Genomic DNA, 20,759 nt, shown 5'->3' on the forward strand with positions numbered 1-20,759 from the left:
CGCCCGACCCTGTGCTCTGTATAGCTGTTCCTGCATAGACGCTTCGTTGTTGCATACTTCGGACAGCATCTGTTTGTTATGGATGGTGTAACCTGTGACGCAGCCGAACTATCGGGCCCGACTGCGGTGAACCGGACCTTACTGGGTGTCGGCAGCGAGCACTCGGCCGCTTTCGACCATCGATTCCAGCGGGTTGTCGTCGATTTCCAGCGGGAAGTCGACCCGCCCGCACCGGCGCGCGGACTCCCAGCAGCCGAATATGAGTTCCGTCGCCTGTAGCGCGTTGTCGGCCGAGAGTTCGGGCTCGCGGTTCGTCGCGAGCGCGTCGACAGTGTCCGCTATCGCGCGGTCGATGAAGCTCTCGGGTCTGGCGCTCTCGACCGAGCGCCCCGGGATTCGGGCGCTGAGCTTCTGTTTCGCAGCGGTGAAAATCGTCTCGCTGGGGCCGTGGACGTCCTCCCCGTCCGTCCCGACCGTCTTCCAGGTCTTCCCGGTTCGGATTCGCAGCGGCACCTCCCCACCGATTTCTATCACTCCGTCAGAGCCGAGCAACCGCATGTGGCAATCGACGATGCCCCCGTCGCCAGTCGAGGCGAGCCCGTTGACACCGTTCGTGTACCGCCACTGCGCGATGGCCTGGTTCTCGTTGTGGGCACCGAACTGCACGTTCTCTTCGCTGTACTCGATGCCGGCCATCACCCACTTCGACATCGCCTGGTCGGTGAAGTAGCCACAGAGGTCAAACAGATGCGAACCGTAGTCGAAGAGGTTCTTGCCGCCGAGCTCGATGCGCTCCAGCGAGCCTATCTTCCCGCTTTCGAGCAGCGATTTGGCCTTGCGAAACGGCTTCCCGAACCGCCGCTGGTGGTTGAACGTGAGCTGGATACCGGCCCGCTTGCAGGTTGAGGCCATCTTCTGGCAGTCCTCCCACCGCGTCGCCATCGGCTTCTCGCAGTGAATCGCGTCCATCACCCCGTTCTCCGCGCAGGTCATGACGACGGGCGCGTGCACGTGCGGGGGCACACAGACGCTGACGATGTCCGGCTCGACGGCGTCGAGCATCTTCTCTGTGTCCGTGTAGACGTTTCCGTCCGGGAGGTTCCACCGCTCACCGAACGCCTTCGCGTTCTCCGGGATGACATCGGCGCAGGCGGTTAGCTCGCAGGAATCTAACCGCCTGTACGCGCCAGCGTGTCGATATGCCATTGCGAACCCGTCAGTATCCGGATCGTCCGGATCTGCACCGGTCCCGACGACGGCGACAGTGTAAGTCATCGACGGATGGTGGAGGAGTAGCTACAATAGTAGTAACCTCGTACTGACTCGGGCCGGTTTCACTTCGCCGACCGGCCGGTGTGGCGACGGCACCTCACTCCCGATGGGCCGCCCTCGACCGACCCGACCAGAGTGCTGTAAGCAGCGAGCTATCGCAGTTTTAGCGCGCACCGCTGTATTATATGGCTCTTAACTGCACAGTTTTCGAGGACTCGGCCGCCGGACGCTTGGAAGACGAACCGAGCATCCGTCGCGCGGGGACTATCCCCTTCGCCTCCCGGCTCAGAACCGTCCACTGTCGAACCGACGCCCCGTCCGGGTCAGCAGCCCAACCACAGACACGGTCACTCGAACACCAGCCACGGGACACCTGGCGGTACGGGCCGGCTACTAAACCCGTTCCAGTCACTTGGTTTTCGATAGCGATGGACCGAGCCAGTCGCCGACGAAGCGAAGCTATAGTAGTACGGGGGGCCTCCCCGACGTACTGATGTCTTCGGACGAAGAGACCGATACCCAGACGTCGGAGCGAGCGACCCGTCGGACAGTTCTGGCTCTCCTCGTGACCGCCCTCTCGTTCGGGGTCGCGGTGCTCCTGGAACGGGAAGTACTGTTCCGCGGGTACGGCGAGGACGGGTACGGCGAAGGGGGCTTTGGCGGCTGACGCCCGAGGATTTCACACTCTGCCTCGAATCGGAGAACAGCCGGTGGAACCGGCTCCGGCACACCCGCCCTACTCCGTGAGTTCCGTTACTGCTTCCGGTGCCCGGTCGATGTCCGGAACCTCACCCAGGTCCCCTCGATGATACTCGTCGTCGAGGAGCCCCCGGAGGCGTCCGGCCGTCTTCGCGACGGTACTACCCGCTTCTGTGACGGTTGCTAGGGGCGTTATCCTGACGTAGTTCAGTGGGTCGAACGCCTCACAGACGATGCCCTTGAGCTGGTCCGTCCGCGAGATACCACACTTCGACCAGTAGTACGGACTCTTGGTTTCGAGCTTGTACTGTTTCTTCCAGTACTCCGTAATGGACGACGCGTACGGATGTTCGACGACGAGGTCGGGGTCGTACCGTATCTCGAACGCGCTTCTGACACGCCGGGCGAGCTCCTTTTCCTCGTGTCCCCACCCCATCTGTTCGTCCCACCCGCCGACGGTCTCGAACACGGACCTGTGAACGCCCATGTTACAGCCCCAGAAATGGTTGACGTAACACGGGTCCTCGCCCCAGTCGTAGTGGTTGGTGAAGTGGCGAGCGAACACGTCGTCGACGGGATGGACTGTTCGACCGGCGTACGCCGCCTCGGATTCGAGGACTTCGTCGGCTTTTCGAAGATAGCCCGGCCGGGGACGGGAATCGTCGTCGAGGAACACGAGCTTGTCGGTCGAGGCTCGTTTGATGCCCTCGTTTCGAGCTTTGGTCACGGGGCTCTCGTCACACACGATGACCTCGAAGTCGTCGAACGTATGCTCTTCGAGGTCCTGTATCGCCTCGATCTCATCCCGCGGACTCAGTGTCGCGATAACAACGCTGACCGATACCATGTGGTTCTCTCTATATGTGAAGTATTATCCTCGGACTATTAGTATAGGCGTCTTGGCATGAGTAAGCAATGCATTCACCCGTCGGTCTACGCCGCCGCAGTCGCGATAACTGTCTGTACCCACATCACGACCCCGTAGACGAACACTACGAACCCACCCACCGACACCCATCGCAGTCGCCGGTGGTTCTTCGGCCGGGGACCGTCCGGGTTACTGAGTTCGAGTGCGAACAGGAAGCCCGCGTAGCTGAGGAAGTAGTACAACAGCGGGTTCCAGAGACCGGCATACGACAGTCCACCCAGAGTCAAGGCAAGCCAGAGTAGGAACACCCCGAGGAACCGTCGAGCCCAACCAGCGCACATATGCGGTCAGTACATGTCCTCCTGCTTTGTTATAGTACTACTACGCCCGCTCGGAGAAAGGACCCTGAGCCACATCAGTCGTCGCTCGTGGAGGAACTGCCGGGGGTCCCGCCGTCAGTGGTCGGCGTGGGTGTCTCCTCGGAGAGACGCCGCTCCGCGGCATCCCGGTCCTCGGGGTACCCGACGTCGATACGCCATCCGTCGAGCCGAACAGCGTCAATCGTCCGCCCGCTCTCCATCAGTAAATCGATGGCGTCGCTGAGTTCGTACTCGCCCCGGTCGGAGGGTTGCACCAGGCTGCACGTCTTGAATATCGCCGGAGAGAACGTGTAGAAGCCGGTCATGACCAGGTTCGACGGGGGGTCGTCCGGCTTCTCGACCACGTTGACTATCTCACCGTACTTGTTGGTCACGCAGACGCCGTATCTGGACGCCTCCTCCTCGGGAACTTCCTCGACCAGAAACGCGCAGTCGACGCGCTGTTCCCGCTGCCGTTGCACGACCGTCTCGAGGTTGCCTCGAAACACATTGTCCCCCAGCATCAGCATGAAGTCGTCGTCGACTTCCGGCTCCGCCTGCAGGAGCGCGTGTGCGAGCCCCGCCGGTTCCTCCTGGTGTACGTACGTTATCGGAACCCCGTCGTACGAGTTCCCGTAATGCTCGATGATTTGCTCTTTCCGATACCCGACGACGATGACGAACTCCTCTGCATCCAGCGAGACGAGTTCGTCGAGACAGTACGTCAGGAGCGGCTTCCCGTCTATCTCGACCAGCGCTTTCGGGCGGTCCTCGGTCAACGGTCGGAGTCGTGTTCCTTGGCCGGCCGCGAGAACTACTGCTTTCATCGTTCAGACGCATCGCCAGATACCACATTGTAATGACACTACTAACCGGACTGTGTGCGTAATCGGACGTCGGTCGGCTGTCGCCGCGGTACTCAGCTATCGACGCAAGTCCCGGAGCGAGTCCGAGTGTATCACGATGAACTCCTCTTCCCCCAACTGTGACTCGTGTTCGGGCAGAAAAATCAACTGCGAATCAGTCGAGGACTTGACGACAGTCAGTTCCTCCATCTCGTAGCCGAGGTCCGACTCCCAGTCCGGGTCGGTCGGCACGTCCTTCCATTCCTCCGAAGTCATCATTCGACTGTCACTCCGTACACCTTCTCCGAGGTTGCAGCACATGCCGGTGTCCCTCCGGGCAGTGCGTCCCGGCTCCCGTCTCGCGGCTTTAACGCCGGATTAAGGCTATATTTACACTGCCGTCCTACCGCGCTAGTATCAGACATATCTCGGAAAGGAGTAATTACTATATTAAAGATTGCGTCTTTGTACACATCATTTACATACTATTTATGAACCAAATACTTACCAAACTTCGGCCCTACCACTCATCCGGTGAATGTGGGAATAAAGCCCAATCAGCGCTGGTAAGTTTGTATTACCACACCTCCACAGCGGGATAGCACGGTTGTGATGGTAGGCCGAATCGACGCCGCCACATCCACGCGCGACTCTGTCTCGGTGTCGGGCGGGCCGTCCAAGTTATCGTCCGCGCTTTAGCTGATACTCTCGGACATTCCCGTACGGATGCGGCCCCTTTTGGGACTACCTCGACATCTCCTCACAGTCAGCTACTGCTGGTCCCGGAGCGGTCTGGAGCGGTAGGCTCCGCTGTGTCGGAATAACACGACTATAACAATACGCCCCTGTGTATATTGTCCTGATGGAGAGGGCAGTTACCCGACACCCACAACACCGGCCCAATCCTTACCATCCCCCCTCAGGGACGCTCGTGCCCTGTTTAGTCGCTGTCGACTCGGATCGCTCTCTCCACTTTGACGGTGAGCCGGAGCGGCTTCGGTCACACCGTTCCCTCCGGCTCATACTGGCTTCGGCTTTCGACACGGCACAGGGACCCGCAGTCGCCGTTCCGGTCCGCTGTTCGACGCTGTAGACCGCACGCTCAGAAGCCGTGCATCCGACGGCTATGCCGGGATAGCGGCGACCGGTGACGGCTAGAAGAACCCGACTACCTCGGATATGGGCTCAATTACTAAACTGCAACAGTTACTGGTAGTGGTGTATGCCGGAACATATCTCCGACAGCGAAATGGAACGGATATCGGAATTCGCGAGCACTCCGATGTACAAGCGGTCGCCCGACCAGTTACTGCCGGACGGCGCGGCCGACGACGACGAATAACACGTCCCTCGGGGGGTGTTTTTTTAACTCTCCACGTTGCCCAGCTCACGGCTCACCGATGTCGAAGGACTTGCCGTTGTTACCCCGCCGCCTGGAGACGGCGTGGGCGATTGAGAGCGCCAGAAACGAACTCATGACGACGACGCCGATGATTATCGGGCTGACTGCACTGAGCGGTGGCACGCCGACGATGGCCCCCAGGAGTAACAGTGCGTTCAGCAGGGCAACGGCGGCATAATACCGGTACCACCTGGATTCGCCGTCGCCGTCGCTGACGAACGGCTCGACTTCCGGTGCGTCCTCTCGGAGCGCAATTTCACCCGTATCTGCGTCGTACGTTATCAGCCCCGCCTCTTGGAGTTTCGGAGCGTGGGTCTGGTACAGCGAGACATACACCCGCTTTCGCGCCTGTGAGGAGAGCGCTTCGACGGTTGTGTCGTTCTCCCACGCGGCCAGCTCCTCAGCCAGGTCGGTCAGCTGTACGGGTTCCTTCTGCTGGCGCAGATAGTAAAGGGTATACCGACGCCTAGAACTACTGAGGATATCGAACATTTGGTCGCGTGAGAGCTCTGGTTCTTCCTCTACCATCGGTTCGCTCATGACCCCGATTGCTGCGTTGGTTTGTGTTCAGGCCGCGAGAGCCACATATATACACGAAACCCGGGGTAACGTTTTGTTACACCCTCGTTACCTCTCGCGTCCTGAGTAAGAAATCGCTACTTGCAGCACGGCATGGACGCGCTGCCTCTACCGGTCGACGACAATCGGTTCATAACCCCTTGCTTTGCTCTCCCTGGAAATATTTCCTGGCAGTCACACTGGAGCGGGGACGGGCTTGTCCACGAAAGCGCAGTACGGTGGGTCGCTGTTCGGTGTCGAACGGGACCTGCTGCTGTCAAAACCGAACTCCGAATCACGCCGCGTCGGCAGGCCGACCTGCAGTAGCAGCACCCATCTCGCGGTCACGGAGCGGACAGATTCTATATAGCATCTCATTAATAATATGGGGCTGTTCCGCCAGCACTCTCTCCTTCGCTCGGGTCCGAGGTGGCGACTCCCGGCAGGCAACACGAACCAGTCTGTGGCCCTGTCTGACTTGACTTGCCAGCCCCGCCCCGGTCTCAGACGCCTGCAGTACCAGTGGCTCGCCGGTATTCGCACACCGCAAAACCGGGGGAGACTCGACGACTACGCCGGCGTGATTTCGATTGTCTCGCTGTCTCGAATCCGGACTGTGTACCCGCTGTACGTGAAACTAATCTGAATGTCGTCGCTCGACTGCCCCGTGACGAGTGTGTCGAGGGCGTCGGGGTCTATCTGGTTGTAAAGCGGCGGGAGACTGGTCTCCGTGACGCGTTCTCTGGCCGCGACGGCGGTGACAATCGCTTCGCTCGGTGATTCGTACTGGTCTGCCCAGAAGACAGTCTCTGTCTCGTTCCACTCCAGACTCATTGTTCTTTGTATCCACGCACTCCCGTATCAGCGTGTACGCTAGCAGCCTAGCAAACGCTGACGACGGCCGCTATCTATCTAGATGGTGCGTCGTTCCGCCCTCGCTGAACAACTGTTCCAAGAGCTTTCGGACCGCGACCCGGAGGTGGTGGCTGAACGTCGGCTGTGAAATGTCGAGGGTGTCGGCTATCTCCTGACCGGTCTTGTCCCTGGGTGACTGGTAGAACCCGCTGTAGAAAGCCGCGAGCAGCACCTCGAACTGCCGGGGGGTCAGTTGTGCCGTCAGTTCCGAGTGGAACGACTCTCGGGTCTGGACACCGCGTTCGCGCTCGCGGCGGCTCACCAGTTCGATGTCCGGGCACGAGCGCCGGAGTTCCGAGACGAGTTGGCGGATGTCGACGGTCTGTGGGACTTCGAGCTGGATTTCCAGCCGCTGGCCGTCGGACAGGATTCGCTGTGGAGCCCCGCCCTGTTCGGCGACGGTCAGCGCCAGTTGCGTTCCCGACACCGTCGCTTCGAACAGGCTCGTCTCCTCGGTGTTGGTCAGACACTCCAGTCGCCGAATCCGTGGGAGGGCGTCCGAACACGCCTGCAAGTCCTCGGGCGGGGCGTCGGTGCTGAAAAACACGATACAGCTGTTGTCCCCCTGCGGGACGATGCCCTCGAAGGTGACTTCGGCGTCGGCGACGCCCGCGATACGGTGGAGGATGTCGTCTGACTCCGTCGCTTCCAGTTGAATCTCGACGGCCCGGTCCGCGACGAGCCCCTGCTTCGTCTCGATGCTGTTTATGGCGTACCCGACCGTCTCGCTCACTTCCTCGAGGACCGACTGCGTCGGCAGGTCGAACACGTCGGGCTGTTTCGCGTACACGGTCAGGAGCCCGTAGGAGAGCTGCTGGTAGCTGAGCGGAATGCTGACGACCGACTGGAATCCCCGCTCCAGTAGTCGCCGTTGCCACCCTTTCCCGCTGAGTCCGTCCGCGATATTGTTGTTCAGTGTCTGCTCGTTGGTTCGGGCCGTCTGGACCGCTGGCGGCGGCGGTGTCTCGTTCGAAGGGCTCCTGGATTCTTCCAGAAAGCCCCGGTCGGTCCCCGCCCAGGTCCGTGGCGTGACCCGGTCGGTATCGGACTCGTACTCCCCTATCCAGGCGAACGAACAGATGTCGGACGCCACTAGCTGGTCACACACAGCCTGCTCTATCTCCGAGCGGCTGTCCGCCCTGAGTACCCGCTCGTGGATTTTCTGGCTCAGCTCCGTCAGCCGGTTCATCTGCTCTAGCTGGACTGTCTGTTGCTCCAGGTCCCGCTGTCTGTCCTGGAGTTCCGTCTCGTAAGTCAGCCTGTCGAACGCCGTCCGAATCGTCGCCCCGAGGAGTTCGGTAATCCGACGCGTCTGGGTGTCGAACGCGCCGCCGATTGCATCGCCGGCCCGCAGCACTCCGTGGTCCCCTAGCGGAACGAACACGGTCTTCCCGTCGCTCGCCAAGTCCTCGTCCGCCGAGTTCTCGTCGCAAACGATGGTCTCCTCGGTGAAGAAAGCCGAACTCACGCGGCTCTCGGCGTCCGCCGGGACGGCGTCGTCTTCCTCCGTTCCCGCCGCCGCGAGTGGACGAAAGGTGTTCGTCTCGCTGTCGAAGGCATACAGCACGACTTCGGGGAGACCGATGATGTCGCGCGTCCGCGAGACGACTATCTGGGCGGCTTCCTCCTCCGATGTCACGCCCAGGAGGTCCGTCGCCGCCTCGTACAGTTGGGTAAAGCCCATTTCCGCCCGCTGTGTCTGGAGTTCGTTCCCGATCCACTTGCTCAGCAGGTCCACGAGCGTCACGTCCCAGTCCGAGAACCCGGCCCTGCTCGTCCCGGACCCGTAGAAACAGAGGGTCCCGTAGATGCTCCCACTGACAGTGAGTGGCGTCCCGAGGTACCGGCTGACCTCGCCGTTCCACATCCAGTCGTTGCCGGACCCGGCGGCCACGTCGCTTATGACGACCGTATCCTCGTTCGCGATTGCTTCGGCACAGGGGGTTTCCGACAACGGCATCGTCCCGCCGGAGAAAATCGTCTCCTCGGGCGTCTGGAGCAGTTCGAACTCGTACTCCTGCCCGTTGACACGGGACAGCGTCGCGTACTCGGTCCCCAGGACCTTGCGGCCCACCTGCATGAGGTCCGCTATCTGTTCCTGTAGCGACCCGTCACGCGACGTGAACACTTGCGTAATCGTCCGCAGGATTTCCTCCCGCATTTCGAGTTCGGCACGCGTCGCGGTCGAGTGGAGGCCGTCGGCGACGATTTCCGCGAGTTCCGCCAGCACGGTCTGCTCGGCCTCGTCGAACGCGAAGGGCGTGTCCGCGTATATCGAAACCACGCTCCGCACCGACCCCGTGTACTGGATGGGGAGGACGATGAGCGACTGGAACCCGTACTCCGACGCGAGGTCGTGCCAGGGCTGGACCGACGATTCGGTCCGGATGTCGGCTGCTACCTGCGGTTCGCCGGTCGCCAGCGCGCGGTCGAACGGCCCGCCGTCGAAAACAAGGCGGCCGTGACGGCCGAGCATGGCTTCGACGTATTCGAGCGCGCCGCCGCCACCCGCCGTCGGGATGATATCCCCCGACTCGGTCTCCTCCCCGATCCAGGCGAACTTGTAGGCGTCCGAACTGGCCAGGATTTCACAGACGGCCTCTTTGATTTCCGTCGCCGTCGACGCCCGCAGGACCTGGCGGTTGATTTCCCGGAACAGCGAATTAATCCTGGACAGTCGCGCCGTCTCCCGGCGGAACCGGTGAGACTCGACCGCGTTCTCGATTCTGTTCGTGAGCACAGCGTATTGTTCCGGCCCGCCGCCCTTCACGAAGTAGTCGGTGACTCCGGCCGAAACCGCCTCGCTGGCGAGTTTCTCGCTTCCCTGGCCCGTCAACAGGATGAACGGGAGGTCCCCGTTTGACTCTCGCACCGTCTCGACGAACTCGATGCCGTCGGCCTCGGGCATCTCGTAGTCGCTGACGATACAGTCGATAGACTCCGAGTCGAAGTAACTGAGCGCGTCCTCGACGCTCGCGGCCTCGACGACCTCGATACGGTCGTTCTCGTGTTCCAGCAACTCCGCCGTCGTCTGCCGGAACTCGCCGTAGTCGTCGACTAACAGCACCCGTATCTTGGAGGCTGCCGTTTCACTGTCCGTTGGTGCCGGTCCGGTCTCACCGGCCAACTTCCGCATACTACGCTACTTACGCGACGGTCCGTATAAACGTTTGACTTGCACGTGAAGCCGCCGCGACTCTACACGCCTGAAACGGTAGGTCACGCTGAACCCGCTTTCGGAACGGACTACTCTCGGTCGGTGCTGCAGTCTCGGAAAGTATACACCTCCTGTGATGTCTCTCCCGCCGCTCCGGACACTAATATATACACATATAGCTATACATCGGAATATTATACAACTAAGATAATATTTGTGCTGCCGTGTTAGCTCACCAGTAGCAAACCCGAGGCCTGCGCGACTGTATTGCGATAAATTCACAGCAACCCTGTTCTATTCTGCTGTGAGAAAAAGAATTAAATACGAAATAAAAGTCAAAAATAGTACCAATCACGGAAACAGTACTGATATGACATGTTCTCGCTCGATAGACTGAATCACTTCATACCAGACTGGATATTATTCATCACAGGCTAAGGGTGTATATTCAGACGCACGGGGACGTCGACTCACTGTACACTATCCGTCAAAAACTATTACTGAGCAGGCCGACACAGTAGACCAATGGCTGGTGAGTCCGGTTGTAAAGTAGACACGGTCATCAACACGTACGGGCTGGCGTCGACAGACCCTATCTACGACTCCATCGACGAGGGCCTGCTCGCACGCTGGACGGGCGCGGACGACCGGACGGAGATGGGGTACCGGTCGCTGACGGCCTGGTTCAACAAACGGCTTCTCAGGCGAGTCTACACCGACCACGGGCGCGAATCGCTGGACACCCGAATCGACAGCGACTACGAGACCCTGCGCGGCGACGACGACCTCGAACGGGACGACCTCGTCGAGCGACTAGAGGCCGCGGGGATTCCCGGTGAGACGGTCCGGGACGACATGGTGTCGTGGGGCACGATGCGGACCCACCTCAACGACTGCCTGGACGGGCGGAAAGAGCCCCAGCAGGCGACGACAGACTGGGAACGCGAGAGCGTCGAGACGGCCAAAGCGGTCGTCGAACGGAAGACCGAAACGGCGCTGTCGTCGCTCGCGAAGAAAGGCGACATCGACAGGGGCGACGCCGCGGAGGTGGAGGCACAGGTCCAGCTCGGCTGTCCCGACTGCCCGACCCGCGTCCCGTTCGACGTGGCGCTCGACCGCGGATACGTCTGCAAGCAACATCGGAGCCAGGCGCTCCCGTCACACGACCTATGACCTGGGCCATCGAAATCGAGCGCATCGCCGGCATTCTGGAGGGTGGGGCGACGATAGAGCCGGGACCGAACGTCGTCAGGGGCTCGAACTGGCAGGGGAAATCGAGCTTCATCGAGGCACTCAAGACGGCGCTCGGGGCCTCTACCGAACTGACGGAGGGGGCTGACAGCGGTTCGGTACATCTCGAAACGCCGACCGGCGAGTACGACGTGACACTCGCACGCGAAAACGGCGCCGTCACCCGCCACGGACAGCCATACCTCACCGACGAGTACGACGTCATCCGCGCCGAACTGTTCGCGTGTCTGGACGAGCGCAACGCGGTCCGTCGGGCCGTCCGGGCGGGCGAGAACCTCGAAGACGTACTCCTGCGCCCGCTGGACTTCCAGAACATCGACTCGCAGATAGAGAGCTTACAGCGCGAGCGCGAACAGATAGAGTCCGAACTCACCAACGCCCGCGAGGCGAAAAAGCGGCTCCCGACCGTCCAAGAGAAAGTGACGCGCCTGCGAAACGAAATCGAGGACTTGCAGGCCAAACGCGACGCAATCGACAGCGAGTCGGGGGACGACGACAGCGCGGAACCGGCCCGTCGGCAGCTCAGCCAGGCCCGGACCGAACAGAACCAGGCCAGGAACCGCATCGAACGGCTCGAACAGAGCATCGAGCGGACGGAACAGCGCCTCTCGGAACGGCGGGACGCCCTCGACGCCCTCGAAATCCCGGAGTACGACGACGTGGAAGACAGGCTCGCCGAGGCCCGGGAGGCCCTCACGCAGGTAGAGCGGGACGCGGAGGTGCTCCAGTCGGTCTACTCGGCGACCGAGATGGTGCTCAGCGAGAACCGACTGGACCTGCTGACCGACGTGGAGCGCGACATCGACGGCGACACCGTCGCTTGCTGGACCTGTGGCAGCGAGACAACGCGGGCTGACCTGGCCGACCGACTGGACGCGCTCGGGAGCGAACTAACGGCGCTTCGCGCACGGAAAGAATCCTGCCGTGATACCGTCGAGGAACTGGAGACCCAGCGCGAAGAAATAAGCCAGGCCCGGCGGCGGAAGGCGGACTTGGAGGAGGAAATCGCCGACCTGGAGGCGACGCTGGCCGACCGCCGGCAGCGCCTCGACGCAGCCAGAGACCGGCTCGAACAGGCACAGGCCGACGTCCAGCGGCTCTCCGACCGCGTCGACGAAACCGTGGCGGAACTCTCCGACGTCGAGAGCGAAATCAAGTACCGCGAGGCCGAACTCGAAGACACCGCCGACGAACTGGACCACCTCGAAACCAGAGCGGCCCGCGTCGACGCGCTCGAAGCCGACCTCGAATCGGTGCGTGACGACCTTGCGGACCTCCGAACCCGCAAGGACCGGGTCAAACGCGAGGCCCGGGACGCGTTCGACACGGCGATGGGGGACATCCTCTCCCGGTTCGACACGGGGTTCGAGACGGCCCGACTCACTCCGGACTTCGATATCGTCGTCGCCAGGGACGGGCAGGAAGCGAGCCTGGACGCCCTCAGCGAGGGCGAACTCGAACTCATCGGTTTCGTCGCGGCGCTGGCCGGCCGCCGGTCGTTCGACATCGGCGACACGGTGCCGCTCCTGCTCGTTGACGGCCTGGGCGGGCTGGACGACGGCAACCTCCACACCCTCATTGAGTATCTTCGCCAGGGGACCGAGTACCTTGTCTTCACTGCGTATCCGGAGTACACGGCCTTCGACGGGCGTGAAATCGACCCGACCCGGTGGACCGTGGCAAACGAGAATCAGGCCTCGGCCGACTGACTGACGTACCCCTTCCCCGCTATTTCGGCCCGGCTTCGAACCCACTGCCGTGACGGGTCAGCGTGTGATAGGTGTATTTCCACTTCTAGGACAGTTATACAAAAGCACTATAGGAATATAGGTACCTTCTAACTCAGATGGCGACTATCCGGCTCAAAGATTGGACGAAAGCGGAATTAGAGGACATCCGGGAGGCGGAGGCACACTCGTCGTACGACTCGGTCATCAAATCGCTGCTGAAAGACCGCAAACTCGCGCAGTACGCGGACGACGCGGCCGACGCGGCCGACACTGGCTCGGACGCACCCGTCCAGTCGGAGGGAGACCCCGCCGACACGGCCTTCGAAGACCTGACCGTCCTGGCGGAACTGACCGACGCGCACGACGACGTGTTGTTCCTGTGGTGTCCGAACTGCGGGAACGAACTCGTCCACCTCACAGTCGAGCGTCCGCTCGGCCTCTCCGTGTTTGAGATGGAGTGCCAGCGGTGTCTCACCCACCTCGACCGTCACGCCATCGTCGCAATCGAACTGCGATATCCCATCGAACAAAAGATGATAGCGGACCAGCTCCAGGCGGACCTCAAATCGTGCGTGATAGACTACTGGGACCGGACGCTGGAAGCGGCCGCCGCCGGCACGCTCGAGACCGAAACCGCCGTCGACCGCCTCGTGTGGCAGTTCGACCAGTACCACAAACAGTTCACCTGGGACTGGCCGACGGACGTTCCGGCCGTCAGTTTCGTCCCCGGGGTCACGTACCGCGACACCACTATCGGGGAGCGAATCGAAGTCCTCGAAGCCGTCACCGAGAACCGGAACGCGATGGACGCGTACCGAGTCGAGCGCCACACCTCGGACGGGGACGCCGTACAGGACCAGCTCGACAGCAGTACAATCGTCGACCGCATCGTCAACCGTGACCTGGTCGTCGCCGAACAGCCCGTGGGCACGACCAAACCGGCCACATGAGCGTCGTTGCTGCCGCCCCCGCTGCTGGCGTGGCGGCCGCTTCGGGCTGCGACCCGACAGAGGGCTGACGCGACTGACGGCGTCCTGCCGACGGTTGCAGCGACGCTTCACGAGGCTGCCGTAGCTGAAGATAGAACACTATCTCGGCCATTCTGAACCATATACTGACTCAGTACCTTGAATACCTACCAGTCTGGCGGAAATATGAATCGAAAGTTGGCGCCGACGATTGTACTGTATAAGGTGTATCGAGGGGACCAAACACACTCATGACATTTGTCGACAACAGTTATACGACACCAGTCTCCTACTTCGTGTCATGACTAGACTGGTTGGACGTACGCGCTTCGGTAGTCGCATCTCCAGTGTCCCGGTCGGCGGAGGAGGGGAGCGCCTGTGAGCAAAGCGACGCACCCGCACACGCTCAAGCTCCCCCGCGAGGAAGACGGACTGGCAACGTCGAACGCGGCGACCAGGCGGATGCAGAGCATCCTCCCGGCGTTCGTCGAGAACCAGATACTCGAAGCGGAGGCGAACGGGCTGGTCGTTCCCCTCGACGGCAGCGTCGAGTCGACGGTCGCGGCCGCGCTGGCCGTCGACGGAATCGGGGCCGACTACGTGACCGGGCTGGTGATGCCGGTGCAGTTGAGCGACGAAGCGCCCGCCCGGACCGCCGAGACCGTCGCGTCGCTGCTGGACATCGAGTGTCACCGACTCCAGTTGCAGCCGGTGCTGACGGCGTTCCAGCGGGTCGTCGGCGAGACCGGCGAGCCGACCGACGACCTCGTGGCGATGCGAAACGCGGGCGAGCGCGTCCGGATGGCGTGTAAGTACTACGTCGCAAACACCAGGAACGAACTCGTCGTCGGGACGGTCCCGCGGACCGAACGACTGCTGGGGTCCGTCGCGAAGTTCGGCGGGAACGGCGTGGACCTGTCGCTGTTTGGCGACCTCTACCGGACCGAAATCGAGGCGCTGGCCGACGCCCTCGCCGTGCCCTCGGAACTGTTCGACCGCGCGCCGCCCGTGGAACACCCCAGCGCGACCGACGCGACGGAACTGGGCGTCGAACAGCGGGAACTCGACAGTGTCCTCCACTTCGCGATTGACAGGGACTGGTCCGCACCGGAGGTGGCCGACCGGGTCGGCGTCGACGAAGCCGTCGTCGAGCGGGCGCTTCGCTGGTGTGCCAGAACGCGCCACAAGCGACACACGCCACCGAAACCCTCGATGGAGAACTGACCCGGGTTGTGAGCAAAGCAGTTAACAGCTTCACTCCGCGACACTCACTCCCATGGAGGCCGACCCCCAAGAGATAATCGACACCGGCGACAGGCTGCTCGCGGAGTACCCCGAGCTGTTCACCGAACAGTACGAGACGAACACTCGCCTCGTGCAGCGTCTCGCCGGCGTGGACTCGTTTCGCATCCGCACCCGGCTCACGGGGTACATCACGCGCGAGAAGCGGACGCAGGACGGCCGGCGGTGACGCCACCGGGACACACGCGCCACACGGAGTGGCACACGTGTGTGCCGGGTTTTCCCGCCACAGCAGCCGTCGGCGATGGGGACTTTCTTTACGCTGAACCCGCTTTGCAGGACGTATGTTACTCACAGGGACTGTCGTCGCGGACGCCGAGACCGTCCTGCAGGACGGGGCGGTCGTCGTCGCCGGGGACCGCATCGAGGCCGTCGGTCCCCGCGCCGACCTCGAAGCGGAGTACGCCGACCACGAACACCAGTCCTACGACGTGCTGTTGCCGGGACTCGTGGGCGGCCACATCCACTCGGTGCAGAGCCTCGGCCGTGGCATCGCCGACGACACCGAGCTGCTCGACTGGCTGTTCGACTACATCCTGCCGATGGAAGCCTCCCTGACTCCCGAGGAGATGCAGGTCGCGGCGAAACTGGGGTACTTAGAGATGATAGAGAGCGGGACCACGACCTGTATCGACCACCTCTCGGTCGCCCACGCCGACCGCGCCTTCGAGGCAGCGGGCGAAATCGGCATCCGCGGCGTCCTCGGCAAGGTGTTGATGGACCAGCGCTCGCCCGACGGTCTGCTGGAGGACACCCAGGCCGCCCTCGACGAGTCAGAGCGCCTCATCCGGGAGTATCACGGCGCGTTCGACGACCGGATACGGTACGCCGTCACGCCGCGATTCGCCGTCTCCTGTACCGAGGAGTGCCTCCGCGGCGCGCGCGAACTCGCGGACAGATACGACGGCGTGCGAATCCACACCCACGCCAGCGAGAACCGGAGCGAAATCGAGACGGTGAAAGCGGACACCGGGATGCGAAACATCCACTGGCTCGACGAGGTGGGCCTCACCGGCGAAGACGTGGTGCTCGCCCACTGCGTCTGGACCGACGAGAGCGAGCGGGAGGTGCTGGCCGAGACGGGGACACACGTCACGCACTGCCCGTCCTCGAACATGAAACTCGCCAGCGGCATCGCGCCGGTCCGGGACTACCGCGAGCGCGGCATCAACGTCGCACTCGGCAACGACGGGCCGCCGTGTAACAACACGCTCGACGCCTTCACGGAGATGCGACAGGCCAGCCTCCTCCAGAAGGTCGACCGGCTCGACCCGACGGTGACGCCCGCCAGCGAGATATTCGAGATGGCGACCATCAACGGCGCGAAAGCCGCCGGCTTCGAGAAGGTGGGGGCGCTCCGTGAGGGCTGGCGCGCCGATGTCGTCGGTCTCGACACGGACCTCACGCGGGCGACGCCGCTGCACGACGTGCTCTCCCATCTGGTGTTCGCCGCCCACGGCGACGACGTGCGCTTCACGATGGTCGATGGGACCGTCCTGCAGGAACACGGCGAAGTGACAGCCATCGACGCCGACGCCGTCCGCGACCGGGCCTCCGAGATGGGGCTCAACATGGACCTCGAAGACGCCCGGGAGTCGGCACAGGAACAGAAGCCCTGAGCGGCGGACGCGGTGACCGCCGGTCTCATCCCAGTCGCGTCCGGAACCGCGAGGCGAGCCAGTCGCTCAGGAGGACCAGCCCGAAGACGGCGGCGATGGCGGTCAGGAGCTTCCCGTACTGCAGGCGCTGGATGGTGACGACGAGGTAGTAGCCGATGCCGCCGGCCCCGACGAAGCCGAGAATCGTCGCCGAACGGATGGTACACTCCCAGCGGTACAGCGTGTAGGAGGCCACCGTCGCGGTGACCTGCGGGACCATCCCGTGACAGACCGCTTGGAGCCGCGTCGCGCCGCCCGCCGCCACCGCCTCGGTCGTCAGCGGGTTCGTGTCTTCGAGGAAGTCGGCGTACAGCTTCCCGAGGACGCCGGCGTTGTGGACCGCCAGCGCGAGGACGCCGGCGAATGGGCCGAGCCCGATGGCAGTGACGAACAGGAAGCCCCAGACGATGCCCGGAACCGACCGGAGGAAGCTGAGGACGGTCCGGCTGGCGCGGTAGACCCCCTTGCCCGCGGCGATCCGCACCGGGGAGGCGTTCGCGTAGAGCGGGCCGCGGTGGGTGACCGTCGCGGCGCTGGTCACCGCGAGCGGGACGGCCAGCGCGACGGCCAGCGCGGTTCCGACCACGCTGATAGCCAGCGTCTCGACGACGGCCCACAGCAGCCCGTCACGGACGGTTCGGCCGAGCAGGTACTCGCGGCTGGTATCCGGCGGCAGCCCCTCGGCGACAAAGGCCAGCATCTGCTCGCGCGCGCCGGGCGAGGCGAGCGCCAGCGGGTCGACCTCCGCAATCCAGGCGGCGACCAGCAGGACGAGACAGCCTCCGAGCAGCGTCGTGAGGCGACGTTTCGAGGCCAGCGGCTCCGTCTCGTACTCCTCCCCGGCCACCGATGGGCCGAATCCGGCCTCGGCCGACGAGCCGGTGCGTTCCTCAGGCATACCAGCGGGCCTGCGCTCGGGATTCGTGCCCGTCGGCGTCGCCGTTCGATTTCGCCGCTCGGTGCTGTTGCGTGCCACCCGTCGACCGTCGCCCGTCGGGCGTCGACGCTCCGGCCGCGAACAGGTCGTCGAGCATCTCGTCGGTGACCGCGCCGGCGGGTTCGTCGAAGCGGACGCGGCCGTCGGCCAGGCCCACGATACGCTCGAAGCGCTCCAGCGCCAGACCGACCTCGTGGAGAACGGTGACGAGCAGTTCGCCGTCGAGGAGGCGGTCGAGCACGTCGACGACGTTCACGCGGGACGCGGGGTCCAGGTTCGCCGTCGGTTCGTCGGCCAGGACGACCGGCGCGGCCCGAACGAGTGCCCGTGCGAAGGCGACCCGCTGGCGCTCCCCGGCACTCAGAGTCGCGGCGCGGGCGTCGGCCTTCCCAGCGAGACCCACGGCCTCGAGCAGTTCGAGCCCCGGTTCGGGGTCGCGCGGAACGAGCGGTTCGAGAAAGCCCCGGAGCCACGAGCAGTCGCCGACCCGGCCGCTGAGGACGTTTGCGAGCGCGGTCCGGCGGTCGACGAGCGTCTCCCCCTGGTACGCGAGCGTCACGTCCGCGCCGGAGACCGGGCCGCAGCCGAGCGTTATCGACCCCTCGTCTGGCGTGAGCGCACCGCTCGCCAGTCGGAGGAGCGTCGTCTTGCCCGCGCCGGAGGGACCGACGACGGCCACGCGTTCGCCGCCGGAGAACCGCAGGGACACGTCCGACAGCGCCGGCTCGCCGTCGAAGCGCTTGGTCACGCCGTCGAACACCAGTTCGCGGTCCGCCGTCGGCTCAGACATCCGCGCTCACCCCGACCCCTCTGTCTCTGTACCGGTCTCGATACCGGCCATCTCGACGGCCGTGTCGAGCGAAGTGAAGTCGTCGTGGCTGACCTCGACGTAGCGGTCGACGTTCTGCTGGTCGAGGATGTCGGCCTCGTCCGTCGAATCGAGGCCTGTGAACGCCCGGCGGACCTCGTCGGCCGTCGCCGTCTCCATCGACGGGGCAACGGCCCACGGGTAGTCGGGAAAGCCCGGGGTCCGCCAGATTTCGCGGACGCCCGTCACCGCGTCGTCGGCGACGAGCGCGTCGTAGATACGAGCGTTCAGCGCGCCGACGGTCCCGGTCGACCCGGCGACGGTCTTCGCTGTGGCGTCGTGTGCGCCGACGTGGGTGACCTGCTCGAACGCCGTCTGCGGGGCCAGGTCGTGCTCCGTCTGGAGGTAGTACGTCGGCATTACCGTCCCGCTGGTGGAGATGGGGTCGCCGAACACGAGTTCGAGGTCACCCGCGTTCGCGGCCACGTCGTCCATCCCCCCGACCTCGGCGTCCGCGCCGACGACGAACGCGGAGTGCCACAGCGTCTCGCCGTCCTTCGACCCGACGACGACCGGCTCCGCGCCGGCCCGGTGGTGGGCGAGGACGTACGAGACGCCACCGTAGTACGCGAGGTCGACCTGTCCGGCGACCATCGCCTGGACCATCCCGGCGTAGTCCGCGGCGGTCCGGAGGTCGACCGTCGCGCCGAGTTCCGCTTCGAGATAGGACGCGAGCGCCGTGTTCTGCTCGATTGCCGTGTCGGGGTCCACGTCGGGAACCACGCCGACGGTCAGCGTCGGCCCGCTCGCACTCCCCAGACAGCCGGACAGCGACAGCGCCGCCGCTGTCCCCAGAAAGCCGCGTCTCGTGGTCTGCATGTGCTACTCGCTGGCGTGGCGAGCGGCTTGAAACTTTCGTGGGACACACCGGCCGGCCCGTGTGTCGCGGCGCTTCCGCGCCGGTCAGTCGTTCGCGGCGATGGCCTCGATCTCGACGCCGACGCCCTTCGGGAGATTGGCGACCTCGACCGCGCTGCGGGCCGGCGGTTCGTCGTCGAAGAAACCGGCGTAGGTGTCGTTCATCGCGTCGAAGTCCTCGATGTCGTTCAGGAAGACAGTCACCTTGAGCACGTCGCTCATGTCCAGTCCCTCCTCGCGCAAGACGGCCTCGACGTTCGAGAGCGACTGCTCCGCCTGGACCTCGATGGGTTCGTCGTCCAGCAGTTCGCCGTCGGGCGTCAGCGGAATCTGGCCCGCCGTGAACACGAGGTCGCCGTTCGTCGTCGCCTGGCTGTACGCGCCGACCGCCGCGGGGGCATCGTCGGTGCTGATGACGCGCTTCATACGCCGTCGTACCGGCGACCGTGTCATAAAAGCACCCCTCCCGCCAGCTGCTGCCCGCACGCCCCGTCAAGTGACCGCGACTACTCTGTGGCGTCTCGAAGGTCTGCCTCGGTGTCGACGTCGCGCCGGACGCCGGGGTCGTCGACGTCGACGAACCGGACGCCGTCGCCGCGTTCGATCAGGTCCCGCCCCCCGCGGTCGCCGGAGACGGCCGCGAGCGCGTCGAAGTGCCGTCGGTCGAACAGCACGGGGTTGCCGCGCTGACCGTCGTATCGCGGGACGACGATACTGTCCCCGCCGGTTCGGTACGCCGCGAGGAGTCGGTCGACCGTCCCGGCGCTGACGAACGGCATGTCCCCGAGTAGGAAGGCGGCGGCGTCCCAGCTGTTCTCGCGCGCGAACGCGACGCCGCGGCGGACCGAGGTGCTCTGGCCCTCGGGGTAGTCGTCGTTGTGCCGCACCGCAATCGGGAGACCGTCGAGTGCCGCGCCGACCGCCTCGGCCTCGTGACCGACGACGGCGACGACGTCGTCGAGTTCCGACGCGCACGCGGTCTCGGCAACGTGTCGGACCAGTGGCGCGCCGTCGACCGAGGCGAGCAGTTTGTTGTTGTCCCCGAACCGGGTGCTGTCGCCGGCGGCGAGGACGACGCCGCCGATTATCGAGCGGTCGTGTTCAGTCATCGC

The 20,759-nt window shown here is 63.9% G+C and carries 20 protein-coding genes; 7 read left to right on the forward strand and 13 right to left on the reverse strand.

Going from position 1 to position 20,759, the window contains the following annotated elements:
- Nucleotides 1–138 precede the first annotated feature (138 nt).
- Nucleotides 139–1,275, reverse strand: coding sequence for a Gfo/Idh/MocA family protein (locus tag VI123_RS12920; protein WP_336338474.1), 1,137 nt, complete (start codon nucleotides 1,273–1,275; stop codon nucleotides 139–141).
- Nucleotides 1,276–1,765: 490 nt separating this feature from the next.
- On the opposite strand from VI123_RS12920, the gene VI123_RS12925 reads away from it, so the two are divergent.
- Nucleotides 1,766–1,939: a hypothetical protein gene (locus tag VI123_RS12925; RefSeq protein ID WP_336338475.1), complete on the forward strand. Its 174-nt coding sequence runs from the start codon at nucleotides 1,766–1,768 to the stop codon at nucleotides 1,937–1,939.
- Nucleotides 1,940–2,008: 69 nt separating this feature from the next.
- Here the strand turns inward: VI123_RS12925 and VI123_RS12930 are convergent, their stop codons facing one another.
- From VI123_RS12930 to VI123_RS12960, 7 genes are all read right to left on the reverse strand, one after another.
- Nucleotides 2,009–2,818, reverse strand: a complete 810-nt coding sequence (locus VI123_RS12930; protein ID WP_336338476.1) for a glycosyltransferase family 2 protein — start codon at nucleotides 2,816–2,818, stop codon at nucleotides 2,009–2,011.
- A gap of 86 nt (nucleotides 2,819–2,904) precedes the next feature.
- Complete coding sequence (locus VI123_RS12935) at nucleotides 2,905–3,126, reverse strand: hypothetical protein (RefSeq protein ID WP_336338477.1); 222 nt, start codon at nucleotides 3,124–3,126, stop codon at nucleotides 2,905–2,907.
- Between the two features lie 128 nt (nucleotides 3,127–3,254).
- Nucleotides 3,255–4,025, reverse strand: a complete 771-nt coding sequence (gene aglF / locus VI123_RS12940) for a UTP--glucose-1-phosphate uridylyltransferase AglF (RefSeq protein WP_336338478.1) — start codon at nucleotides 4,023–4,025, stop codon at nucleotides 3,255–3,257.
- 96 nt (nucleotides 4,026–4,121) lie between these two features.
- On the reverse strand, nucleotides 4,122–4,319 hold the full coding sequence (locus VI123_RS12945; protein WP_336338479.1) for a hypothetical protein: 198 nt from the start codon (nucleotides 4,317–4,319) through the stop codon (nucleotides 4,122–4,124).
- 1,111 nt (nucleotides 4,320–5,430) lie between these two features.
- Nucleotides 5,431–5,973, reverse strand: coding sequence for a DUF7344 domain-containing protein (locus VI123_RS12950; protein ID WP_336338480.1), 543 nt, complete (start codon nucleotides 5,971–5,973; stop codon nucleotides 5,431–5,433).
- A gap of 600 nt (nucleotides 5,974–6,573) precedes the next feature.
- On the reverse strand, nucleotides 6,574–6,837 hold the full coding sequence (locus VI123_RS12955; protein ID WP_336338481.1) for a HalOD1 output domain-containing protein: 264 nt from the start codon (nucleotides 6,835–6,837) through the stop codon (nucleotides 6,574–6,576).
- Nucleotides 6,838–6,907: 70 nt separating this feature from the next.
- Nucleotides 6,908–10,054, reverse strand: coding sequence for a GAF domain-containing protein (locus tag VI123_RS12960; protein ID WP_336338482.1), 3,147 nt, complete (start codon nucleotides 10,052–10,054; stop codon nucleotides 6,908–6,910).
- 546 nt (nucleotides 10,055–10,600) lie between these two features.
- On the opposite strand from VI123_RS12960, the gene rdfA reads away from it, so the two are divergent.
- The 6 genes from rdfA (at nucleotide 10,601) to VI123_RS12990 (ending at nucleotide 16,945) form a co-directional block, all read left to right on the forward strand.
- On the forward strand, nucleotides 10,601–11,248 hold the full coding sequence (gene rdfA / locus VI123_RS12965; RefSeq protein WP_336338483.1) for a rod-determining factor RdfA: 648 nt from the start codon (nucleotides 10,601–10,603) through the stop codon (nucleotides 11,246–11,248).
- Nucleotides 11,245–13,035: an archaea-specific SMC-related protein gene (locus tag VI123_RS12970; RefSeq protein ID WP_336338484.1), complete on the forward strand. Its 1,791-nt coding sequence runs from the start codon at nucleotides 11,245–11,247 to the stop codon at nucleotides 13,033–13,035. The genes rdfA and VI123_RS12970 overlap by 4 nt, the downstream gene beginning before the upstream one ends.
- 137 nt (nucleotides 13,036–13,172) lie before the next feature.
- The gene (locus tag VI123_RS12975) at nucleotides 13,173–14,006 is read left to right on the forward strand and encodes a hypothetical protein (RefSeq protein ID WP_336338485.1); all 834 of its coding nucleotides are present in this window, start codon (nucleotides 13,173–13,175) and stop codon (nucleotides 14,004–14,006) included.
- A gap of 396 nt (nucleotides 14,007–14,402) precedes the next feature.
- Nucleotides 14,403–15,248 (forward strand): NAD(+) synthase, encoded by an 846-nt coding sequence (nadE, locus tag VI123_RS12980; protein WP_336338486.1) that lies wholly within the window; start codon nucleotides 14,403–14,405, stop codon nucleotides 15,246–15,248.
- 52 nt (nucleotides 15,249–15,300) lie between these two features.
- The gene (locus VI123_RS12985; protein WP_336338487.1) at nucleotides 15,301–15,495 is read left to right on the forward strand and encodes a 30S ribosomal protein S17; all 195 of its coding nucleotides are present in this window, start codon (nucleotides 15,301–15,303) and stop codon (nucleotides 15,493–15,495) included.
- 115 nt (nucleotides 15,496–15,610) lie between these two features.
- Nucleotides 15,611–16,945, forward strand: coding sequence for a 5'-deoxyadenosine deaminase (locus VI123_RS12990; RefSeq protein ID WP_336338488.1), 1,335 nt, complete (start codon nucleotides 15,611–15,613; stop codon nucleotides 16,943–16,945).
- Nucleotides 16,946–16,970: 25 nt separating this feature from the next.
- On the opposite strand, the gene VI123_RS12995 is transcribed toward VI123_RS12990, so the two are convergent.
- The 5 genes from VI123_RS12995 to VI123_RS13015 all read right to left on the reverse strand — a co-directional run bounded on the left by VI123_RS12995 (nucleotide 16,971) and on the right by VI123_RS13015 (nucleotide 20,756).
- Nucleotides 16,971–17,882 carry a PhnE/PtxC family ABC transporter permease gene (locus tag VI123_RS12995; RefSeq protein ID WP_336338489.1) on the reverse strand — a complete coding sequence of 304 codons (912 nt, stop codon included), beginning with the start codon at nucleotides 17,880–17,882 and terminating at the stop codon, nucleotides 16,971–16,973.
- Nucleotides 17,875–18,711: a phosphonate ABC transporter ATP-binding protein gene (locus VI123_RS13000; protein WP_336338490.1), complete on the reverse strand. Its 837-nt coding sequence runs from the start codon at nucleotides 18,709–18,711 to the stop codon at nucleotides 17,875–17,877. Before VI123_RS13000 ends, VI123_RS12995 begins: the two co-directional genes overlap by 8 nt.
- Before the next feature lie 6 nt (nucleotides 18,712–18,717).
- On the reverse strand, nucleotides 18,718–19,608 hold the full coding sequence (gene phnD, locus VI123_RS13005) for a phosphate/phosphite/phosphonate ABC transporter substrate-binding protein (protein WP_336338491.1): 891 nt from the start codon (nucleotides 19,606–19,608) through the stop codon (nucleotides 18,718–18,720).
- An 84-nt stretch (nucleotides 19,609–19,692) separates the two neighbouring features.
- Entirely contained in the window at nucleotides 19,693–20,073 is a 381-nt protein-coding gene (locus VI123_RS13010; protein ID WP_336338492.1) for a Rid family detoxifying hydrolase, read from the reverse strand.
- 80 nt (nucleotides 20,074–20,153) lie between these two features.
- Entirely contained in the window at nucleotides 20,154–20,756 is a 603-nt protein-coding gene (locus VI123_RS13015; protein WP_336338493.1) for a nucleotidyltransferase family protein, read from the reverse strand.
- Between the last annotated feature and the right edge of the window lie 3 nt (nucleotides 20,757–20,759).

Origin of the sequence: Haloarcula sp. DT43, assembly GCF_037078405.1 — an archaeon.
GTDB lineage: Archaea > Halobacteriota > Halobacteria > Halobacteriales > Haloarculaceae > Haloarcula > Haloarcula brevis.